Origin of the sequence: Paenibacillus sp. GM2 (assembly GCF_900069005.2) — a bacterium.
Lineage (GTDB): Bacteria > Bacillota > Bacilli > Paenibacillales > Paenibacillaceae > Fontibacillus.
Window position 1 is genome coordinate 1,206,236 of the sequence record NZ_LN831279.1, and the last position, 21,989, is coordinate 1,228,224.

Annotated in this window: 25 protein-coding genes; all 25 read left to right on the forward strand. The window is 48.1% G+C overall.

Annotated features, from left to right (window positions below):
* Window position 1: 1 nt before the first annotated feature.
* Window positions 2–451, forward strand: a complete 450-nt coding sequence (gene flgC, locus BN1360_RS15200; RefSeq protein WP_068780705.1) for a flagellar basal body rod protein FlgC — start codon at window positions 2–4, stop codon at window positions 449–451.
* Window positions 452–484: 33 nt separating this feature from the next.
* Window positions 485–799: a flagellar hook-basal body complex protein FliE gene (fliE, locus tag BN1360_RS15205; RefSeq protein ID WP_068780706.1), complete on the forward strand. Its 315-nt coding sequence runs from the start codon at window positions 485–487 to the stop codon at window positions 797–799.
* Window positions 800–832: 33 nt separating this feature from the next.
* Entirely contained in the window at window positions 833–2,425 is a 1,593-nt protein-coding gene (gene fliF, locus BN1360_RS15210; RefSeq protein WP_068780707.1) for a flagellar basal-body MS-ring/collar protein FliF, read from the forward strand.
* Between the two features lie 11 nt (window positions 2,426–2,436).
* A complete protein-coding gene (gene fliG / locus BN1360_RS15215) occupies window positions 2,437–3,453 on the forward strand; it encodes a flagellar motor switch protein FliG (RefSeq protein WP_068780708.1) in 1,017 nt (338 codons plus the stop codon).
* Window positions 3,446–4,276: a FliH/SctL family protein gene (locus BN1360_RS15220; protein WP_068780709.1), complete on the forward strand. Its 831-nt coding sequence runs from the start codon at window positions 3,446–3,448 to the stop codon at window positions 4,274–4,276. Before fliG ends, BN1360_RS15220 begins: the two co-directional genes overlap by 8 nt.
* Window positions 4,277–4,287: 11 nt before the next feature.
* A complete protein-coding gene (gene fliI, locus BN1360_RS15225; RefSeq protein ID WP_068780710.1) occupies window positions 4,288–5,607 on the forward strand; it encodes a flagellar protein export ATPase FliI in 1,320 nt (439 codons plus the stop codon).
* An 11-nt stretch (window positions 5,608–5,618) separates the two neighbouring features.
* The gene (gene fliJ, locus BN1360_RS15230; protein WP_068780711.1) at window positions 5,619–6,062 is read left to right on the forward strand and encodes a flagellar export protein FliJ; all 444 of its coding nucleotides are present in this window, start codon (window positions 5,619–5,621) and stop codon (window positions 6,060–6,062) included.
* Between the two features lie 67 nt (window positions 6,063–6,129).
* Window positions 6,130–7,056 (forward strand): MotE family protein, encoded by a 927-nt coding sequence (locus BN1360_RS15235; RefSeq protein ID WP_068780712.1) that lies wholly within the window; start codon window positions 6,130–6,132, stop codon window positions 7,054–7,056.
* A 250-nt stretch (window positions 7,057–7,306) separates the two neighbouring features.
* Window positions 7,307–8,740 (forward strand): flagellar hook-length control protein FliK, encoded by a 1,434-nt coding sequence (locus BN1360_RS15240; protein WP_068780713.1) that lies wholly within the window; start codon window positions 7,307–7,309, stop codon window positions 8,738–8,740.
* Window positions 8,741–8,756: 16 nt separating this feature from the next.
* Complete coding sequence (locus BN1360_RS15245) at window positions 8,757–9,308, forward strand: flagellar hook assembly protein FlgD (RefSeq protein WP_069188356.1); 552 nt, start codon at window positions 8,757–8,759, stop codon at window positions 9,306–9,308.
* Window positions 9,305–9,694, forward strand: a complete 390-nt coding sequence (locus tag BN1360_RS15250; RefSeq protein ID WP_068780714.1) for a TIGR02530 family flagellar biosynthesis protein — start codon at window positions 9,305–9,307, stop codon at window positions 9,692–9,694. Before BN1360_RS15245 ends, BN1360_RS15250 begins: the two co-directional genes overlap by 4 nt.
* Window positions 9,695–9,784: 90 nt before the next feature.
* Window positions 9,785–10,606, forward strand: coding sequence for a flagellar basal body rod protein FlgG (flgG, locus tag BN1360_RS15255; RefSeq protein ID WP_068780715.1), 822 nt, complete (start codon window positions 9,785–9,787; stop codon window positions 10,604–10,606).
* A gap of 104 nt (window positions 10,607–10,710) precedes the next feature.
* Complete coding sequence (locus tag BN1360_RS15260) at window positions 10,711–10,935, forward strand: flagellar FlbD family protein (protein WP_068780716.1); 225 nt, start codon at window positions 10,711–10,713, stop codon at window positions 10,933–10,935.
* Entirely contained in the window at window positions 10,932–11,408 is a 477-nt protein-coding gene (locus tag BN1360_RS15265; RefSeq protein WP_068780717.1) for a flagellar basal body-associated FliL family protein, read from the forward strand. The genes BN1360_RS15260 and BN1360_RS15265 overlap by 4 nt, the downstream gene beginning before the upstream one ends.
* A 67-nt stretch (window positions 11,409–11,475) precedes the next feature.
* Window positions 11,476–12,474 carry a flagellar motor switch protein FliM gene (gene fliM / locus BN1360_RS15270; protein WP_068780718.1) on the forward strand — a complete coding sequence of 333 codons (999 nt, stop codon included), beginning with the start codon at window positions 11,476–11,478 and terminating at the stop codon, window positions 12,472–12,474.
* A complete protein-coding gene (gene fliY, locus BN1360_RS15275; RefSeq protein WP_068780719.1) occupies window positions 12,464–13,675 on the forward strand; it encodes a flagellar motor switch phosphatase FliY in 1,212 nt (403 codons plus the stop codon). Before fliM ends, fliY begins: the two co-directional genes overlap by 11 nt.
* Window positions 13,676–13,701: 26 nt before the next feature.
* Window positions 13,702–14,067, forward strand: a complete 366-nt coding sequence (locus BN1360_RS15280; RefSeq protein WP_068780720.1) for a response regulator — start codon at window positions 13,702–13,704, stop codon at window positions 14,065–14,067.
* Window positions 14,068–14,075: 8 nt separating this feature from the next.
* Entirely contained in the window at window positions 14,076–14,615 is a 540-nt protein-coding gene (locus BN1360_RS15285; RefSeq protein WP_068780721.1) for a flagellar biosynthetic protein FliO, read from the forward strand.
* The gene (fliP, locus tag BN1360_RS15290) at window positions 14,612–15,373 is read left to right on the forward strand and encodes a flagellar type III secretion system pore protein FliP (RefSeq protein WP_068780722.1); all 762 of its coding nucleotides are present in this window, start codon (window positions 14,612–14,614) and stop codon (window positions 15,371–15,373) included. The genes BN1360_RS15285 and fliP overlap by 4 nt, the downstream gene beginning before the upstream one ends.
* 86 nt (window positions 15,374–15,459) lie before the next feature.
* Window positions 15,460–15,729: a flagellar biosynthesis protein FliQ gene (fliQ, locus tag BN1360_RS15295; protein WP_068780723.1), complete on the forward strand. Its 270-nt coding sequence runs from the start codon at window positions 15,460–15,462 to the stop codon at window positions 15,727–15,729.
* Window positions 15,730–15,740: 11 nt separating this feature from the next.
* Window positions 15,741–16,529, forward strand: coding sequence for a flagellar biosynthetic protein FliR (gene fliR, locus BN1360_RS15300; RefSeq protein WP_068780724.1), 789 nt, complete (start codon window positions 15,741–15,743; stop codon window positions 16,527–16,529).
* Window positions 16,530–16,544: 15 nt separating this feature from the next.
* On the forward strand, window positions 16,545–17,633 hold the full coding sequence (gene flhB, locus BN1360_RS15305; protein WP_068780725.1) for a flagellar biosynthesis protein FlhB: 1,089 nt from the start codon (window positions 16,545–16,547) through the stop codon (window positions 17,631–17,633).
* A 23-nt stretch (window positions 17,634–17,656) separates the two neighbouring features.
* The gene (gene flhA / locus BN1360_RS15310; RefSeq protein ID WP_082790080.1) at window positions 17,657–19,693 is read left to right on the forward strand and encodes a flagellar biosynthesis protein FlhA; all 2,037 of its coding nucleotides are present in this window, start codon (window positions 17,657–17,659) and stop codon (window positions 19,691–19,693) included.
* Window positions 19,690–21,066, forward strand: coding sequence for a flagellar biosynthesis GTPase FlhF (flhF, locus tag BN1360_RS15315; protein ID WP_068780726.1), 1,377 nt, complete (start codon window positions 19,690–19,692; stop codon window positions 21,064–21,066). The genes flhA and flhF overlap by 4 nt, the downstream gene beginning before the upstream one ends.
* Entirely contained in the window at window positions 21,063–21,950 is an 888-nt protein-coding gene (locus BN1360_RS15320) for a MinD/ParA family protein (protein ID WP_068780727.1), read from the forward strand. Before flhF ends, BN1360_RS15320 begins: the two co-directional genes overlap by 4 nt.
* The last annotated feature ends 39 nt before the right edge of the window (window positions 21,951–21,989 follow it).

The window sequence follows — 21,989 nt, forward strand, 5'->3', positions numbered from 1 at the left end:
GTTGAAGATCAGCGATAGCTTTAGTATTAGTTCTTCCGCTCTAACGGCGCAGCGTCTTAGAATGGACGTTATATCATCGAATATTGCGAACGCAGAGACGACAAGAGCTGGGGTGGTTGATGGCAAGGCGGTGCCCTATCGAAGAAAAATGGTTGTGCTGGAGCCTAAGCAGCAAACCTTTGGACAAGCCCTGAATACAGCGTTAGACGGCACAGATAAAGCTCAGGGGGTTAAGGTTACGGAGATTAGGGAGGACAGCGCACCTTTCAAGCCGGTCTATAATCCGACTCATCCCGATGCGGATAACGAAGGATATGTATATATGCCGAACGTGGATATTCTCAAAGAAATGGTAGATATGATCTCGGCAACCAGATCTTATGAGGCCAATGTAACAGCACTGAATGCGAGTAAAGCGATGATTACCAAGGCATTGCAAATCGGCAAATAGCATCTTTTATTTTGACTTAAGGAGTGTTGGTCGTTGATACAAAGCATGAATTTTAATACTGTAAAGCCTTTGGAAGGAGTCGAGCAGTACAGTACAGCGGAAGCTAAGGGGAAGACCCCTGCGGAAGCCATGAAGAGCTTTGGCTCGTTCTTGTCGGATGCTCTCGATAATGTAGCCGCGCAAGAACAGAATGTTCAGATATTGAACGACAAGTTCCTGGTCGGTGAAGTAAATGCCGATCAGGTAATGATCGCCTCGGAGCAGGCCTTGTTAAGTTTGCAATTAACTACGCAAGTGCGGAATAAAGTGATTGAGGCATATCAAGAAATCATGCGTACGCAAATTTAACGAAAACTAGCAAGCTTTGGATGAGGTGACGTCGTGAATGAGAGAATTGCCCAGTACCGGGACACATTAACGGGTTACTGGAACCGTTTCAGCAAGAAACAAAAAACGTTGTTAATTTCTACAGTTTCAATAATATTGCTGGCGATTATTCTGCTTACGGTTCAATTTTCTAAAACGGAATATGATGTCGCTTTTACGAATTTGGATTCCTCGGATGCAGCGGGTATTATTACTTATTTGGAATCAAGCGGTGTTCCGTACAAATTGAGCGCGGATGGTTCGAGCATTTCGGTGCCCAGTAAGAATGTAGCTAGAGTGAAGGTCGATATCGGCTCACAAGGGATCGTTCAGAACGGGTCGATCGGGCTGGAATCCTTCAACGAGAACTCTTCGTTGATCGGGATGACGGATAATGAATTCAGTGTGAAGTACAAAAAAGCACTGAATGGCGAGGTAGAGCAACTGCTGAAGAGCATGAAGGGCGTTAATAATGCGAAAGTGCTGATCAATCTGCCAGCGGAAAACGTATTCGCCAGTCCTTCCGAGCAGGAAAAAGCTTCCGCTTCCGTAGTTGTTAGTTTCAAGCCGGGTTATCGCCCGACACAGGAAGCAATCGATGGTTATTTCAATCTGATCAAGACGTCGGTGCCTAATCTGCCGATCGAGAACATCTCCTTGTCCTCCAGCGATGATAACGTGCTGCTTGCTTCGGGAGAAGGGGGGAGCGGAGGCAAGATCGCTTCGCTTACAACGGCTGTTCAGGAAAATATGGCTCTGCAGAAGAAATTCGAGAGCGATGTGCGCCAGAGTGTCAAGCAGTTCCTGTCCAAGCTAACCGGACCGGAAAAGGTCGAAGTGCTGGTAGCCTCTACCCTTAACTTCGATCAGGTTACTCAGAAGGATAATCTAGTAACTCCAGTAGATACAGAGAATATGAAGGGCATCGAAATCAGCGCCCAAAAAATTCAAAAGAGCTATACAGGCCAAGCTGATGGCGTAGGTGGTATAGCTGGAACCGGTGAGCAGGATGTCCCGGGGTATCCATCTGGTGGGACAGGTAACGGTTCTTCTTCAGAAGAGTCGTCATCGACGATAAATTATGAAGTGAATCATATTACAAAGGATATTGTTGCCAGTCCTTATGTGGTGAAGGATTTAACCATTAACGCGGTGGTTGAACCCCCGAACGGACAACAGGCTTTAGACCCTGCTACTGAATCCGCGATCCAGACTATTCTGGCTAATATCGTAGGTTCATATCTTGCAGATTCCGGTACTACATATACAGACGCTGAACTACAACGAAAAGTTGCTGTCTATTCGCAACCATTTCATGGAACTGAGCAAAGCACTTCTGGCCTGAGCCTGTCAAGCCCGCTTGTATGGGGAGTCGGAGCCGCTGCACTGCTGGCGATTGCCGGGATTATTTTCCTGGTTGTCCGCCGGGGCAGAAATCAAGAGATCGAGGAAGAAGAAATTCCAATGCCGCTTACACCGGAGTTTCCTTCCATTAATTTGGAATCAGTCACGAACGAGAACCAAGTGCGCAAACAACTTGAGACACTGGCCAAGAAGAAGCCGGATGAATTTGTCAACTTGCTTCGCACATGGCTGGCTGACGAATAGAGGTGAACGCATTGTCAAAAGGAAATCCTACGGTGCTTACCGGAAGGCAAAAAGCGGCAATTCTGTTAATTACTCTCGGACCAGAAGTGTCCGCGGAAATTTTCAAGCATCTGCGTGAGGAAGAGATTGAACAACTTACGCTTGAAATCGCAAATGTACGCAAGGTTGACAGCGCCGAGAAAGAAATGATTATGACTGAGTTTCACCAGATCTGTCTGGCTCAGGAATACATTTCACAAGGCGGTATCACTTATGCTAAGGAGATTCTGGAGAAGGCGCTTGGCGAGAGCAGGGCGCAGGATATTCTCAATAGGTTAACGGCTACTTTGCAAGTAAGGCCATTTGATTTCGCTCGTAAAGCAGATCCGAATCAAATTCTTAACTTTATTCAAAATGAAAATGCACAGACTATTGCTTTGGTATTGTCATACTTGCAGTTTGAGCAAGCAGCTTCTATATTGTCTTCCCTTCCACAGGAGAAGCAAGCTGAAGTCGCTCGCCGGATTGCAATGATGGATAGTACATCGCCAGAGGTAATATCTCAGGTAGAGCGTGTGCTGGAGCAGAAGCTGTCGGCAACGGTGACTCAGGATTATACGAGCGCTGGCGGCATAGAGTCGATCGTTCAGATCTTGAATGGCGTCGACCGCGGTACAGAGAGGACGATTCTCGATTCCCTGGAGATACAGGATCCGGAACTTGCCGAGGAAATCAAGAAGCGCATGTTCGTATTCGAGGATATCGTCAATATCGACAATCGTTCGATTCAGCGGATTATCCGCGATATCGAAAATGCCGATCTGCAGTTGGCGCTCAAAGTGGCAAGCGAAGAAGTGCGCGAAGCGGTATTTCGCAACATGTCCAAGCGGATGTCCGATACATTCAAGGAAGAAATGGAATATATGGGGCCAGTACGGCTGCGTGACGTGGAAGAAGCTCAGACTCGTATCGTAGCTACTATCCGCAGACTGGAAGAAGCCGGTGAGATCATTATCGCCCGCGGCGGAGGAGATGACATCATTGTCTAATCTGATTAAGGTGTCGCAGTACGTTCCGGTAGAGGTTCTTAAGCAGCTGGATTTAGCTAAAACCTACGCCAATCCAGAGGACGAAGTGCCTGAGGATGAGGCGGCCCCAACCGTCCAAGCAGATGTTGTTTCAGAAGCGGATTTAGCAGCGGAGGAAGCCAGACGGCAAATGCTGGCCGATGCCAAGGATTTTGCTGAACAGCAAGTCAGGGCTGCTTCGGAAGAGGCAGAGAAACTGTTGGCTGAAGCTCGCGAACAGATTGAAGCTTGGTGGCAGGAGAAGCGAGAACAGGATGAACATCTTGTCGAGGCTATTAAGTCGGAGGGCTTCAGCCAGGGGTATGAGGAAGGCAAACTGCAGGCTGAGCAAGAACTGAAGACAAAGATTGATGAGATGATGTATGAAGCGAGTACGGTTCTGCAGCAAGCCTATGTGGAGAAAGAGCGGATCATCCAAGAATCCGAGCCTTTTCTGGTCGAGTTAAGCTGTGCGATTGCCGAGAAGATTATCGACAAGCAGTTGGCGCTTGAACCATCATATACGGTGGATCTGATTAGGAGCAGCTTGGCTCGGAAAAGAGAACAAGGGGAGATTACGCTATGCGTAGCCCCTGCCCAGTTCTCCTTCGTACAAGCTGCGAGAGAAGAACTGACGCTAGCGATCGATTCACAGGCTGAACTCCAGATCCTGCCTGACCCGACTGTGAAGGATCGGGGTTGCGTTATACGATCCGCCTACGGCAGCATCGATGCCAGAATCGATACCCAGCTTGCGGAGATTAAGAAGGAATTGCTGCGTATCTCGCTGCAGACAGAGGAATAGGGGACGAAAAAATGACAACCATTAATCCTTCGCGTTATATCGAGCATCTGAGACAACTTGATCCTGTGCGTGTTAATGGCAAAGTCACACAAGTCATCGGCCTGATGATTGAGTCCGAGGGTCCGGACGCAAGCATCGGCGATGTCTGTTACATATATCCGAATAAATCCTCCCAGCCGCTGATGGCTGAAGTTGTTGGATTCCGCGACAATAAGGTGCTGTTGATGCCGCTAGGAGAATTGCAAGCTATCGGCCCCGGCTGTGACGTAGTTGGGACAGGGAAGCCGCTCACGGTGCAGGTCGGTTCTGAACTGCTAGGCAAGGTGTTGGATGGACTGGGGCAGCCGCTTGATGAATCGCTATTGCCTTCCAGACTAGGTCATTATTCCACTTTCGCCAAGCCGATCAATCCGATGAATCGTCCTCGAGTCGAGGAGCCCATTAGCATCGGTGTTAGAGCGATCGATGGATTGCTTACCATCGGCAAAGGCCAGCGCGTCGGTATCTTCGCTGGTTCAGGGGTCGGGAAAAGTACGCTGATGGGCATGATTGCCCGCAATACTTCAGCGGATGTTAACGTAATTGCACTGATCGGGGAACGGGGCCGCGAGGTGAGGGACTTTATCGAACGCGATCTCGGGCCGGAAGGGTTGGAGCGTTCGGTTGTTGTCGTAGCAACGTCCGACCAGCCGGCACTCATCCGGATGAAGGGGGCGTTAATCGCGACGACGATCGCGGAGTATTTCCGCGACCGTGGGCTGAATGTAATGCTCATGATGGACTCTGTCACACGTTACGCGATGGCGCTTCGTGAAGTCGGGTTGGCCGTCGGCGAACCTCCGGCGATGCGTGGTTATACACCGTCGGTGTTCGCTGCACTTCCCAAGCTTATGGAGCGTGCAGGGACCGGACCGGTTGGTTCGATTACGGCTTTTTACACCGTGCTGGTTGATGGGGACGATATGAATGAACCGATAGCGGATGCCGTGCGTGGGATTCTCGACGGACATATTGTCTTGAACCGCAACATTGCTAATCGGGGACATTTCCCGGCCATAGACATCTTGGCAAGCATCAGTCGTGTAATGAAGGACATTGTGTCCAGGGAACAGAACGATGCCGCCGAGAATTACAAGCGGCTGCTCGCCGTCTACAAGGATTCCGAGGATCTGATTAATATCGGCGCCTACCAGCAAGGCTCCAATGCGGAGATTGATGAAGCGCTAAGCTATATTCAAAGTATTTGGACCTTTTCAAAGCAAAGGGTGGATGAGAAGGTCGTATTGTCAGAAGCGCAGGAGCGTTTAATTTCCGAATTTACTAGGGAGTGACAGATACAAGGATGAGGTTCCGTTATGTCTATCAAAAAGTCGTAGATTTGAAGTCTAATGAGAGAACTCAGGCTGAATGGATCCTTTCTGCTGCGGTTGGCGAACTGGAGGCACAGCGGCGTTCCTTGGAGCAGCTTTTCTTGGATCGCGCGAATACTTTGGCTGAGATACAGTCGGAAATGGAAAACAGGGCTTCGGTCGTTAAGCTGCAGGAGCTGCAGTACTATGCGGATTACTTGGAAGTGTGCATTTCGCAGAAGACCGGTGAGGTAAAACGTGCCGAAATCAATGTTGATAAGAAAAAAACACATTTGACCGGCAAAATGCTTGATGAGAAAGTGTGGCTTAAAGCGAAGGAAAAGGAGCAGCAGAAATTCCAGCACGAGATGCTTCTTCGGGAACAACACGAACTGGACGAGATGGCTACGGTCCGGTTTGCCATGAAAGCCCGCTAATAACGCGTGTTACAAGTAACAGCCTCTATTGGATTAACGGGCATGGGTTACGAAGGAGGGGATAGAAATGGCCAAAAATGAGGTAGAGCTTGACGAACAACTGGAGGAATCAGGCGGAGGGTTCACACGATTTTTGTTCTTCGTGACACCGATTATATTCCTTATTGTTATGCTTACGGTGCTTATGGCACTATTCAATATGAATTTTCGGGATACTTTGTTTGACCTCGGCAAACAAATTCCGATCGTAAAAAATTGGATTCCTGACGAGGGCTCACCTGAAGCAAAGAAGAAAGAGGAGACAAAACTGCAGGAGAAGAGCTCCGAGGCGACAATCAAACAGCTTAAGGAACAACTGGCCAAGCAAGAGTCACAGCTGCAAGAAGCAAACTCAAAGGCTCAAGAGCAATCGGATCAGGTGAAGAAGCTTCAAAACGCTCTGAATTCAGAGCGTGATGTTTCGACTAAAGCCGCCCAGGAAGAGCAAGACGCGAACTACTTGAAGGAAGTCAAGAAGCTGTCGCAAATCTATGCGGAGATGAGTCCAAGTAAGGCAGCAGCGATTTTTGACAAGCTGACGGAGGAAGAAACCCTGCAGATGTTCAGCGTCATGAGCAATGATAGCAAGGTTGCGATACTGGAGAAGATGGACCCGCAAAAAGCGGCTGACATCTCGATCAAACTGAAGGATGTAAAACCTTCTGAAGATCTGAATATCGCTGCTTTGCAATCCAGACTCAAGAAGGAAGCCGAAACCGGCAGCACCGTTGCTAATAAAGGGTTGGATGATGCTCAATTAAGCGCGACGTTCGCATCGATGTCAACGGACTCGGCCGCCAAGCTTATTTTACAGACCTACAAGATCAGCCCTGAAAAATCGCTTAAGATTTTACGAGCAATCAACGATTCGACCCGCTCGAAGATTATGACTGCGATGACAGAGCAAGATGAGAAAGCATCGGTCAAAATCTTGAATCAGCTCGTAGCAAAATAAAGATTCAAGAAGACTCGGCTGAATTCAAGATTCGAAGCCGAATAAACTTTCAGCTATCGCTTCGTGATCAATTTAAGTCCGCTTTTCAGCACCGAGAAGGTTGGATGAAGCTAGGGTATGAGGAGCGGAGCGTACGTAGTGGGTACGTGAGCACCGGAAGGCCCGGCTGAATTCAAGATTCGAAGTCGATTAAACTTTCAGCTATCGCTTCGTGATCAAAAGTGGACACTTGAAAGGAGGTGAAAAAAATATGAGCCAAACAGTAACCAATCTACTTGCCGGAACCCAAGCGAACTCGATCATTTCCGCCGGAAACAGTAAGGGAACGGCTGCCGTAGACCCGGCGCAATCGTTCAGCCAAGCTATGCTGTCTATGATGGCAGGGGACGGTAAAACTCAGCCAACGCAGCTATTGACCCAATTAAATGCTCTACTAGGTATTACTTCCGAGGCAACTGGCGGGGAAGTTGAGGTTGATCCTGAGGCGGAAGCACTGAACAGCATGTTGGATAACCTGCTTCAGCAGCTTGAGCAACTGGATGAAGCCTTGGCTGACAATCCTGCGTTATTGTCTGCGCTGCAGAGCTGGATGATCCAGGCCCAGCAAATGTTACAGCCCAGCGATTTTGTTCAAGATACAGAGACATTGTCTGCGACCGAAGCCAAGGTGCCTGCACTGGCACAACATGTGGAGACGATAAAATTTGCGCTCCAGGATACATTGCTTCAGCTGGCGGCTGCAAATCTGCAATCCAAGTTAGCAGGCCTAAGTGGCAACGGTGCTCAATCCTTTGAGAATTTACTGGGTTCTCTGAAGAGTATTCTGGCGGGAGCTGGATTAACCGGCGACTTGAAGGGCACAGATGCTCAGCACGGACGATTTACTGTCTCGAATAAAGCGGAAAATGGACTCTCTCAGCTGGCTGCGGATACAAGTCTACGAGTAGATTCAGGTCAAAGTAAAGTTACCAAGGCGAATGAGGTCATCCCTTCAGCTCATCTGGCACGCGCCGTTGATTTAACTGCGGCAGAGGCAACAATAACGAGTGGACGCATACTCGAAGGTGCCGAGCAGTCGGGTTCTGGATCTAACACGGCGGATGATCTGTCCAACTTCCAGCTGGGACATGTCATGACTGCAGGCCAACTTGCTCTTCGCGATGCGGGAACGGCCCAACTTACGGTCAAAGCACCACCAGTTCCTGTGGAGAACTTCGGCAAAGAAGTCGGCCAATTTCTGATTAATAAGCTGGACATTATTAAGACTCAAGGGATGTCTGAAGCAAGAATTTCCTTGAACCCTCAGCATCTCGGCAGTGTGGATGTCCAAATTAAGATGCAGAACGGTCAACTGGTAGCACAGTTTATTACGGAGCACGCTTTTGCCAAGGAGTCATTGGAAGCGCAGATGTCACAGCTTCGTTCGGCATTGCAAGCCCAGGGGCTTCAGGTAAGCAAGCTGGAGGTAACCCAGAATACATCCCTTTCTTCGCATATGTATCATGATGGACGACAGCCAGGCAGCGGAAGCAGCGGGCAGCAGCAAAGCAAGCGGCGTGATGTGACCGTCTCTGAGGAAGAATTGCTGTCAGTCTATGACCTGAATGAAGAATGGAATGACTGGATCAGCGAAGTGCGAGCGAAAGAATTGAATATGGGCAGCTCCTTCGTAGCGAGAGCATAAGAGAGGAGGTAAGCAAATGGCAGACGTAGTAACGTCAAAGGTCATGTGGCCGAATTACTCGGCTGAGAATGTGGCCAAAGCAAGCAAGCTCGATAACTCCTTGGGCAAAGACTCCTTTCTCAAATTGCTAATTACGCAAATGGGGAATCAGGACCCGTTATCTCCGATGGATAATAAGGATACAATCGCTCAATTGGCGCAATTCACTTCAGTAGAGCAATTGATCAATATATCTGATCAGCTTGCGGTTATGAGCCAGTCGCTCGGCAACACTTCCGGGCTGATCGGGAAGGTCGTTAGCTGGAATACATCGACTTCTACCGGAGAGTACGATATAGCAACTGGTAAACCATCGATTAAATCGGAAAAGGCTAGCGGCATCGTTGAGGCAGTTATTGTTCGTAGCGGTGAAATGTATCTCAAGGTAGGCAATCAGGAGATTGAAGTATCCAAGATTGAGAGAGTGGAGAATCCGCAAGAAGCGGAGAATCCTTCTACAGAAGATCCACCACCTGTTGAGACTGCTCCGGAGGATCCTTCCACTGGACAAGGGGCTGAGACAGAATGAATGAACCTATGCGCGTAGGTAATCTATATCCTGGCATCGTTCATCCAGGTGCTTTACAGCAGCCGAAGAATCATATCGGGGGCAACACTCAATCTCAAGGGAATTCCTTTAAGGAACTGTTCCAGGACGAGTTATTCCGTTTGAGCAACCATGCGGTCAAGCGTCTGGAGCAGCGGGGAATAGAACTGGAGCCTGAACAGATCAGCAAGATCAATTCGGCCATCGATCGTGCAGCGGCCAAGGGAGCCAAGGATTCATTAATATTAATGAAGGATATGGCATTGATCGTTAATGTTCAGAACCGAACCGTTGTCACCGCGATGGACAAGAACAGTATGCAGGATAATGTGTTTACTCAGATAGATAGTGCAGTAGTAATCTCTTAAATTGGCTGGCCCGGATTCGGAGAGCCAAGCAGATGCCGCAGATCGACGGAAGCGGCTCTAACAACTATCAATAACGGGAGGAATGTATCAATGTTAAGATCGATGTACTCTGGCGTGTCCGGGATGCGCGGGTTTCAGACGAAACTTGACGTAATCGGCAACAATATCGCCAACGTGAATACAGTTGGCTTCAAAGCTGGACGCGTAATGTTCAAGGATATCATGAGTCAGACGGTATCCGGGGTCACTGCACCAAACGAAGGGGAAAACGGTGGCGTAAATGCCAAGCAAATCGGCCTTGGTGTATCTATCGGTTCGATCGATACAATGCATACCGGAGGAAGCGCAATGACAACCAATAATCCGCTGGATCTGCGGATTGATGGGGACGGATTTTTCCTCGTAAAATTGTCTCCTGATCAGGAAGTTCCATTCCTGACGAGAGCAGGGGACTTCCATCTGGATGCAGCTCGTCAATTGGTTACTTCCGATGGATTGCTTGTCTGCGATGCCGGTGGCGAGGTGCTCGAGCCGATCGGCGAGGATGTAACGGCCTTCTCAATTGCTGCTGACGGAACGATTGTACAGAAGATGAATACGGGAGAGACGGAGGCAGGCGCTCAAATCGGCGTTGCCAAGGTTACGAACCCAGAGGGACTCGAGAAGATTGGTGGCAATCTGTATCGTGTTACGCTGAACGCCATTGCTGATGGGGAGCTTGAGCCGACAACGGCCAATAACGCTGAGTTGGGCACAGGTTCAATTATCTCTGGACAATTGGAAATGTCCAACGTCGATTTGACGGGTGAATTCACAGAGATGATTGTCGCTCAGCGCGGATTCCAGGCAAACTCCCGAATTATTACGACTTCCGACGAAGTCTTGCAAGAAGTTGTTAACCTGAAACGCTAAACCTAGCATAACGGGGGAGGGAGCTCCCTTCCCCGACTTACCGGATGCACCTGCAGGTTATACAGGGAGAATGAGCGACTTACGGTTAAGACGGGAGGTTAATAATGATTTATGTCACACGCTTGAACGGCTCGCAAATGTGGCTTAATGCCTTGATGATCGAGACTGTCGAGGAAACACCCGATACATACGTAACCTTGGTTACTGGTAAGCGTATTATAGTGCTGGAGAAGGCGGCTGAGGTCATTACGATGGTTAAAAATTACTATAGTGAAATCGGCATCCACGCAGCATCCATAAAAGTGCAACAAACGGAGGAATTGTCATGAAGAAAATGGCGCCTTGGCTAATTACTATTTTACTAGCCATTACACTAATTGTACTAGCCGCCTTTCTGCTAATGAATCAAATTACGAGCCCTGACCGGAGCAGTGAAGTGAAGAACGCAGTAGGAAATGTGGCAGTGCCGAAGTCTCTATCTGCGGATGAGATTGTACAGGTCACGTCCACGATTGAGGGAATCAAGACGAACCTATCGGATGCAGGCTACGTTGTTGGAATGGACTTTGCATTCCAAATGGATAGTGCTACAACGAAGGAAGCTTTCGACAAGATCAAGGATTATAAAATTAAACCGATCATCATCAAGACTTTGGCCGATACCAAGCCGGATGAATTGACTGGAGCGAAGGGAAAAGACAATTTGAGCTCCAAATTGTTGAACCTAATCAATAAGTCATTGCCGGAAGGAAAATTGATTCAAATCGATATCACAAACTTTATTATGCAGCCGATCTTCTAGTATTGGCGGAATCTCTACTACTAGTTGATATTGATAGAATTACTTTTCTTTGGAGGGGGTGAGAGGTTTGGTAGATGTATTATCGCAAAATGAGATTGATGCTTTACTTGCGGCTCTATCTTCGGGCGAAATGGACGCCGAGGAATTGAAAAAGGAAGAGACTCAGAGGAAAATCAGATCCTATGATTTTAAACGGGCCGTTCGGTTCTCGAAGGATCATATTCGCAGCTTGACACGGATTCATGAGAATTTTGCCCGCTACCTTACCACCTATTTTTCGGCGCAACTTCGTACTTTTGTGCAGATTAATGTGGTACAGGTGGAACAGCTTCCTTATGACGAGTTTATCCGCTCAATACCGAAGATGACGATTCTTAACATTTTTGAAGCGGAACCGCTGGAAGGCCGGATGGTGCTTGAAGTTCACCCTAACGTGGCTTTTGCTATGCTGGACAGACTGCTTGGCGGGATGGGGATTGCACCTTCCAAGATCGGTTCATTGACAGAGATCGAGACGATCATCATGGAGAAGATATTCAGCCGCGCGTTTGACAGCCTCCAGGAGGCTTGGAAGACCGTGATTGATATCCAGCCACGAATGGAGGGGCTCGAGACGAATCCGCAGTTCATGCAGATTGTGTCTCCTAACGAGACGATCGCGCTTATCTCGCTGAGCACAAAGATCGGCGATACCTCCGGGATGATCAATTTATGCATACCACATGTGGTTATCGAGCCAATTATGCCGAAGCTGTCAGTCCATCACTGGTTCGTATCGCAGAAGAAGTCGCGGGCACCGGAGGAGATGGATGCGCTGCGCAACCGGGTCAGCAAAGCGAATTTGCCGATTATCGCGGAGTTAGGCGAGTCGAACATCACAGTGCGCGAGTTCTTGGAACTATCCGCAGGCGATGTGATCTCCTTGAACAAATCGGTTCAAGAGGGACTGGCTATTCGCGTCGGAGACAGATTGAAATACATCGGCAGCCCGGGTACGCTCAAGGATCGGGTAGCTGTTCAAATTGATGAAATTGTCAGCGAAGGAGTTGAGGAGCTTGACGAGTAAAGATTATTTATCCCAGGAAGAGATTGACGCCCTTCTAAAGCAGGCTAATCAGGATACACCCACTGAACCCACAGTATCGGATTATTTGACGCCGCTTGAGCAGGATGCGCTGGGCGAAATTGGCAACATTACATTCGGAAGTGCGGCGACCGCGCTGTCCACATTGTTAAGCAAGAAGGTTGACATTACAACCCCTAAAGTATCGATTATTACACGCTCTCAATTTGAATCCGAATTTCCTAAACCGCATGTTGCTGTTCATGTGCAATATGTTGACGGGTTTGAAGGAATGAATTCACTGGTTATTAAGACCAGAGATGCTCAGGTTATCGCCGATCTGATGCTCGGAGGCGACGGCAATCCGGCAGAAGAGGAATTAAATGAAATTCATATTAGCGCCGTTCAGGAAGCGATGAACCAGATGATGGGCTCGTCGGCCACATCCATGTCAACGATTTTCAACCGTTTCGTGAACATCTCGCCGCCGGGCATCGATATTCTGAATATGACGAACGGTACGGGAATCAACAATCTGCCATCCGATGAGATATTGATCAAAGTATCTTTCCGACTGACCATTGGCGATCTGATCGATTCTACGATCATGCAGCTATTGACGGTGAAATTCGCCAAGGAAATGGTGGAAAGCTTGATCAATGGTTCCGTCTCGGAGCCAGTTAAGCAGGAGACTGCAGCAGCTGCGGCACCGCCGGCACCAGCTTATGAGCCGCCAGCGCCAGCCTATGAGCCACCTGCGCCTACATATACGGCGCCGCCAATGTCGTCTCAGCCTATGCCCCAGCAGCAAGGATATTATTATCCGCCGCAGGAACGGCCTATGGCTGAACCGCAGCATTTCGGAACGGTACCGGGACGTAATTTGAACGTTCAACCGGTGCAATTCGCTAACTTTGGAAATCCAGCTTTAGGTCATATAGATGAAAATAATTTAAACTTACTGATGGACATTCCCCTTAAAGTCACCGTAGAATTAGGAAGGACCCAAAAGCAAATTAAGGATATCTTGGAATTGTCTCAGGGTTCGATTATTGAGCTGGATAAGCTCGCCGGTGAGCCCGTGGACATTCTGGTGAACAACAAGCTGATTGCGAAGGGTGAAGTCGTGGTCATCGATGAGAACTTTGGCGTTCGCGTTACAGATATCGTTAGCCAATGGGATCGAATACAAAAATTACAATAGTAGAGCTTAGGGAGGATTTTAAAGCAATGGCAAACCGAATTCTAATCGTAGACGATGCAGCATTTATGAGAATGATGGTCCGTGATATTTTAACGAAGAACGGGTTCGAGGTTGTCGGTGAAGCCCAGGATGGGGCACAGGCTATCGAAAAATACAAGGAATTGCATCCCGATCTGGTTACGATGGATATAACAATGCCTGAGATGGACGGGATTGCAGCATTGAAGGAAATCAAGAAAATGGATCCGAATGCAAAAGTAATCATGTGCTCAGCGATGGGACAGCAGGCGATGGTTATCGATGCGATTCAAGCTGGTGCCAAGGATTTCATCGTTAAGCCGTTCCAATCTGATCGGGTAATCGAAGCGATCAACAAAACCCTGGGAATATAGGTCGCGTCATGCCTTCGACACAGACGGATTCCCAGTTACCAGGCGGTGATATTAATCTTTGGGGAAATCTAACGATGGTAATTGTTGTTCTGGCCATTATCATTGTTTTAATCGTTGTCTTAATCCGTTTTTTAGGCAGGAAGAATCGCTTTTTGTCGCAAAGTCGATCGATCCGCACTCTGGGAGCTATCGGTCTAGGGCCAAATAAATCGCTGCAGGTCATAGAGATCGGCAGCAGTATTTATCTGGTTGGTGTAGGTGAGGACATTTCCATGGTCGATAAAATTTCCGACCCTGAAGAAGTCATTCTTTTACAGCAGGCGTTTGAAGAAGAGGGGACCGAGTTTGCCGGACTGACTACTGTCTTTTCTGGACTCGTCTCCCGCTTCCGCAAAGGGAATGTGGTGCAGGAGGAAGAGCTGGATGAATCAGCTTTTCATGAGATGTTCCACGCTCAATTGCAGAAGATGCCGAATCGCAAGCGGCAAATGCAGGAGCTGCTGAAGGATCAGCAGCAACAATCTACAGATCGGTTGAGGGATTCATGAAGAACAAAGTTATTATAATAAGCTTGGCTCTGATGCTCCTGAGTGTCTTTGCTGTAACCGTGGCTTCCGCAGCTCCGACCGATCCGATTCCAGATGTGAATATTCAAATCGGCAATTCTGATGGCGCATCGGGTACAAGCTCTCTATCTCTTATACTGCTTATTACAGTTTTAAGTATCGCTCCTGCGATTCTAGTACTGATGACGAGTTTTACGAGAATTGTGATCGTGCTTGGCTTCGTGCGTAACTCGCTTGGAACGCAGCAGATGCCTCCTAACCAAGTGCTGGTCGGGCTTGCGCTTTTTTTAACGCTATTTGTCATGAGTCCTACCTTGTCTACTGTAAATGAGGTAGCTCTACAGCCCTATATCAAAGGGGAAATCTCTCAGACTGAAGCGCTGGATAAAGCAGCAGTCCCGATGAAGAAATTTATGTACTCGCATACTAGGCCTAAGGATCTACAGTTGTTTATGAGCTACACGAAGACGGCCAAGCCGGAGAAATATGAGGATATTCCGATCAGTGTTATGGTACCGGCGTTCGCCATCAGCGAGTTGAAGACGGCTTTTCAAATGGGATTCCTGATTTATATTCCATTCCTGATCATCGATATTGTAGTAGCCAGCGTCCTCATGGGGATGGGGATGATGATGCTTCCTCCGGTCATGATCTCGTTGCCATTTAAGATATTGCTGTTCGTGCTTGTTGACGGTTGGTATCTGGTCATCAAATCGCTGCTTACCAGTTTTGTTACATAGCATTATTACATCTATGATTAAACGTATGCAGTGGATGCGGGGGATTCCCCGCCTGATTCGCGAGTTAAGAGGGGGGAAGACGGTTCATGAGTTCGGAATTTATTATCGGTTTGGCCGGACAAGCCGTTTATACCGTTCTGAAGGTAAGTGCACCGATGCTCCTGATTGGTCTATTGGTTGGGCTTATCGTCAGTATATTTCAGGCGACGACGCAGATTCAGGAGCAGACACTGGCCTTTATTCCAAAAATCGTTGCCGTATTAATTAGCTTGCTAATATTCGGCCCATGGATTCTGTCAACACTCGTTGATTTCACCTATGGGATTTTGAATAATCTTGCCAATTACATTAGTTAGGCCGGTACGACATGGATATTATTTTGCAAAGTGCTTCTGTCTACATGCTGATTTTTTGTCGAATGACAGCCTTTTTTGTAGTTTCACCGATATTTTCATCGCGGAGTGTCCCGAACAGTTACAAGATTGGGTTGTCGGCGATCATAGCCGTCTTCATTTTGCTTATACAGGGAACGAATCAGGCGGTGCCCAGTGATCTTAGCTATTTATTGGTCGTGATTCGGGAAATCCTGATTGGGCTTTTAATGGGTTATGTAGCTACGTTACTGTTCACGGTTATTCAGATGGCTGGCTCTTTCATTGATATACAGATCGGCTTTGGGATCGTTAATGTGCTTGACCCGGTTACGGGCTCCAGTGTACCGGTAATCGGCAATCTGAAGTATGTATTTGCGACGCTGATCTTCTTTAGTATGAACGGCCATCACTATTTACTTGATGCGGTAATTCGCAGTTACAATTGGATTCCGTTATCAAATGAAGCGTTTCAAAGAATTTACAATGGGAATCTGTCTGAATTTTTAATGACTACGTTCAGTCAGGCATTCATGCTCGCTTTTCAGATGGCTGCACCGCTTGTGGTTGCTTTATTTGTGACAGATGTGGCCCTAGGGTTTCTAGCTCGAACAGCGCCCCAATTCAATGTGTTTGTAATCGGCATTCCGCTCAAGATCTTGGTAGGTCTGGCGATGCTGCTTCTCCTGATCCCCAGCTTCATCTATGCGTTTGAGCATTTGTTTGAGGTGATGTTCCGGGCGCTGCACAATTTGTTTGCTACCATCGGAAAGGCGCCGCAGTAAGGAGGAGAATCGCAGGTGGCATATCGGATAAAGCTGGATTTGCAGCTGTTCTCTGGGGAGAAGACGGAGAAAGCGACTCCGAAGAAAAAGCAGGATGCAAGAAAGAAAGGGCAGGTTGCGAAAAGTCAGGATCTGTCCGGAGCGGCTATCCTACTCTCTTCATTTCTGAGCCTGCTTATCTTTGGCGGATATATCAAGGAACGAGTTGTCTTCATGTTCTCTGATGTATACTATCACCGTTTACAAATGAATGTGACGAGCGAAAATGTGATGGTCATGTTCGGTGATTATGCCATTCAGATACTGCTCACGCTGGCGCCGGTTTTCCTCGTTGCTGTGGTGATGGCGATTATTGTCAACTACGCACAGGTCGGGTTTCTGTTGACCGGTGACCCGCTAAAGATGAAGTTCAGCAAGATCGATCCGATCAAAGGTTTCAAAAATATATTCTCGATGCGCTCGCTCGTTCAGTTTCTGAAATCGATATTGAAGCTTATTATTATAGGCTTTCTGGTATATTCGACGATTTGGGGCACTAGAGACCAGATTGCATCGCTTAGCTATGTTCCGGTACAGGAAGCTTTTCATTTTACGGCTCAATTGACGATGAGTCTCGGCCTGAAGATTGCGGCGGCGTTGTTTGTGCTTGCAGTCCTGGATTATATTTATCAGAAATACGAACACGACAAGAGCTTGAAGATGTCCAAGCAAGACATTAAAGACGAGTATAAGAAAATGGAGGGCGATCCGCTCGTCAAAGGGAAAATCCGTGAGCGGCAAAGACGGATGGCCTTGCAGCGGATGATGCAGGAAGTGCCAAAGGCGGACGTGATTATTACAAACCCGACGCACTTTGCTGTAGCACTCAAATATGATGGCACGCAGATGGATGCACCGAAAGTAATAGCAAAAGGTCAAGATTATGTAGCTCTGCGTATCAAGGAGATCGCCAAGGAGCATGGCGTAATCACGATGGAAAATAAGCCGTTAGCACGCGCCCTTTTCCAGAGAACCGAAATCGGCGATTCGATACCTGCGGATCTGTTCCAAGCCGTAGCCGAAGTGCTGGCATATGTATATAGATTACAAGGCAAAGTGAAATAAGCTCTCGGATCGGAGGAAGACCGGTGAAGAAGTTCAAAGATCTGTTCATATTAGTGGGGATAATCGGTATCGTTCTATTGATGATCGTTCCCATCCCGACATGGCTACTGGACATTCTTCTCATCATTAATATATCGCTCTCGCTCACGATTTTGCTAGTGGCGATGAATACACGGGAAGCTCTGCAGTTCTCAATCTTCCCGGCAATGCTGCTCATTACGACTCTGTTTCGGCTTGCGCTTAACGTATCGACGACCAAGCTGATTCTGGGGCAGGCCAAAGCCGGACATGTGGTTGCTACATTTGGCTCTTGGGTGGCACAGGGGGAACCGGTTGTCGGTTTTGTCGTCTTCCTGATTCTGGTGGTTGTACAGTTTATCGTTATTACCAAAGGTTCGGAACGGGTTGCAGAAGTAGCCGCGCGCTTCACCTTGGATGCAATGCCAGGGAAGCAGATGAGTATCGATGCCGACCTTAACGCTGGCTTGATTAACGAGCAGCAGGCCCGTGAACGGCGCAGAAAGATTGAGCGCGAAGCTGACTTTTACGGAGCGATGGACGGTGCCAGTAAGTTTGTCAAAGGTGATGCAATCGCCAGTATCATTATCTTGCTGATCAATTTGATCGGTGGATTTATTATCGGAATGACGATCCACAAGATGGATTTTCAGTCATCATTAGGGACCTATTCCTTGCTGACTATCGGGGACGGACTCGTTAGTCAGATTCCGGCGCTGCTGATTTCAACGGCGTCGGGCCTGATCGTTACCCGCGCTTCTTCGGAAGGCAATCTTGCCGAAGATATTACGAGTCAGTTGTTTACATATCCGAAGCTGATCTACATCGTAGCAGGCACCATTACAGTGCTTGGCCTGTTTACGCCGATCGGTCCGTGGACTACGCTTCCTTTTGCGGCTCTTCTGTTGTTCGCGGCAAGGCGAATGCAGAAGAATATGAATAAGAAGCAGATCGAGCAGGAGCAGCAGGAGGAGGAACAGCAAATCGAAGAAGTACGCAGCCCAGAGAGCGTCATCAACTTGCTTCAGGTCGATGCTATCGAATTTGAATTCGGCTATGGGCTCATCCCGCTCGCTGATACAGCTCAGGGTGGCGATTTGCTTGACCGAATTATCATGATTCGACGGCAATGTGCACTGGAGATGGGCTTAATCGTTCCGGTGATTCGAATTCGCGACAATATTCAACTAAAACCGAATGAATATGTCATAAAAATTAAAGGAAATGTCGTTGGCAGTGGTGAATTATTACTTAATCACTATTTGGCAATGAGCCCGGGGATGGATGATGATTCCATCACAGGCATTGAGACGAAGGAACCAGCCTTTGGGCTGCCAGCACTATGGATTAATGAGGCAACCAAGGATCGCGCCGAGCTAGCCGGCTATACTGTAGTGGATCCGCCATCGGTTGTTGCTACGCATCTGACGGAGTTAATTAAGGGACATGCCCACGAATTGCTGGGACGTCAGGAGACGAAGGCTTTAATCGACAACCTGAAAGAGAATTACGCGGTTCTTGTCGATGAATTGATCCCATCTGTACTATCGATCGGCGATATTCAAAAGGTATTGGCTAAGCTGCTCCGAGAGAAAATATCAATCCGCGACTTGGTAACGATATTTGAAACTTTGGCTGATTACGGAACCTATACGAAGGATCCGGAAATTCTGACCGAATATGTCAGACAAGCACTCTCACGGCAGATTACTCAGCAATATTCACATCAGGGAGAGACCATGCGCGTCATTACGGTAGGACCTTCGCTGGAGAAGAAAATTGCCGAGAGCGTACAGCAAAGTGAGCATGGAAGCTATCTCGCTATGGATCCTACCTCCAGTCAGACGCTTTTCCAGAAGCTGTCTGAGCAGGTTAACCGTCTGATTCAATCCGGCCAACAGCCAATCGTGCTCACATCGCCAACGATCCGCATGTATTTACGGCAGATTATTGAGCGGAGTATGCAGGATATACCGGTATTGTCCTATAGTGAACTGGAACCGAATGTTGAAATTCAAAGCGTCGGAGTGGTGAACTTATGAGAGTAAAACGGTATGTCGTCGATACGATGCCTGATGCAATGCAGAAAATACGAGATGAGCTTGGAGTAGACGCTGTAATATTAAGCACGAAAGAGATGAAAATCGGCGGGTTTATGGGCATGTTCCGTAAGAAAAGGATAGAAGTGGTGGCGGCTTCCGAAGGTAACGATACAGGGGCAGCTAGAAAAGGAGTTAGCCGCCCGTCCTCTCCCCCTCTAAGACCGATGACTAAATCTTTTGCGTCGGATGTTTATATGAAATCCAGTGAATCAATGCCGGCTTCTGTAGGAAGTGTACCACAACGCCCGAAGCTGCCGGCAGAGGTGGATAATCCGGTTCTGAGCAGAGCGTTTGATGTCCTTCATGAAGCGAGTGCGACATCCGCACGAAGGGCCGAGAACGAGATTACCCAGGTCAGGACATCCGAACCGAGGCTGACGGAGGAGCAACGCCCTCCTTCGGCCTCAACCGGATTATACACGACTAATAGTCCTAGAGAGGAACGTTTGCTGGAAGAAATTCGTGAAATGAAAACCTGGCTGGAACAATTGGCTAAGCAGCAGAAGGAAAACCGTGAGTTGCCGGAGCCGTTAAGCGCATTTCAGAACCGGCTGCTATGCAAGGAATTTTCGCCACAGCTGGTCGAAGCCTGGGTGGACAAGGTGTACGATAGATGGCTTGACTCGAAGGAGTCCATGTCTGAAGACGAATTAATGGAGGAAATCCAAAGCTGTGTGTCAAGTTCATTGGAAGGGCGCTTAGACGGCGGAATTGGCGAGCATACGCGCATTGTCTATATTGCCGGGCCAACCGGGGTCGGCAAGACAACAACGATCGCTAAGCTAGCGGCGGATCAGATCTTCCGGGCACGTAAAAAAGTAGGCTTCATCACCGCTGATACGTACCGCATTTCCGCGGTTGAACAGCTCAGGACGTATGCTTCGATCCTGAATGTACCCATCGAGGTCGTACAGTCGCCGGGCGATGTGCAGAGAGCGTTTCAGCGACTTGAGCAATGCGATATCATCCTCATGGATACGGCTGGACGCAACTATTTAAATGAGATTCATGTGGCAGAGCTGCATAGTCTGCTTAACACTACCGAGAACAGCGAGACCTACTTGGTCCTTAGCCTAACTTCCAAGACGCAGGATATGGAGAGAATCACCGAGCATTTCAGCAGGTATGGATTGAAGAAGGTCATCTTCACGAAGCTGGATGAGACTGAAAGTGTAGGGCCGATGTTTAACTTACTGGAGGATTATCCTGTCTCCATGTCTTACATCACCAATGGTCAAAACGTCCCTGATGATCTGCTGGTCGCGGATTCGAAATTCATGATTGATCTCGTCATGGGAGCTGGCAGAGCATGAGTGATCAAGCCCAGGCATTAAGAAAGCTAGTCTCTTCTTATAGGGGGCTTGCAGAGGGTTCCGGCAAGAAGCGAACAGCACGTGTATTGACGGTCAGCAGCGGGAAGGGTGGTGTGGGCAAGTCCAATTTCACGCTTAATTTTGCACTCGCTCTCAAATCCTTAGGCAGGAAAGTGCTAGTGTTCGATGCGGACATCGGTATGGCTAACATAGATGTGCTTATGGGGGCGAGGCCAAAGTATAATCTCTATCATCTGTTAAGAGGCGAGAGAAAGATGTCGGAGATTGTTGAGCTGGGAACGTTGGGGCTTCCCTTTGTCGCAGGAGGATCGGGTCTGGCGGACCTATTTCTATTATCGGAAGCAGATCTGAATTATTTCACATCACAGATTGAGATTGTGGCTGAAGAGATGGACTTCATTATTTTTGATACAGGTGCCGGACTTTCCAAGGAGACGTTAAAGTTTATAACAGCGGCGGATGAATGTCTGGTTGTAACTACTCCGGAGCCGACCTCGATTACGGATGCTTATGCTTTGATCAAAGTCGTGCATGGGTTGGACGAACAGGTTAATTTTCGGCTCGTAGTAAACCGTGTGAACGGTGAGAATGAAGCGAGACAGGTCGCGGATAAAATCTCGCTTGTCTCACGCCGCTTTCTTGAGCTTGAGATTCCGATGCTTGGTTATTTGAGGGATGACACCCATGTCATGCAGGCAGTAAAAGGGCAGACCCCATTTATTACAGCTTTTCCCGCTAGTGCAGCAGCGCGCGATATTCAGCGCCTCGCTATGACTTACTTGAATGTTCCACGGAATAAACCGGATGATACTTTATCAGGAATCAAAGGATTTATGCATAAGTGGTTACGACGTGATAAGTGATTCTGAAAAAGAAGCTAAAGGTGGATGCGGGATGCGAGA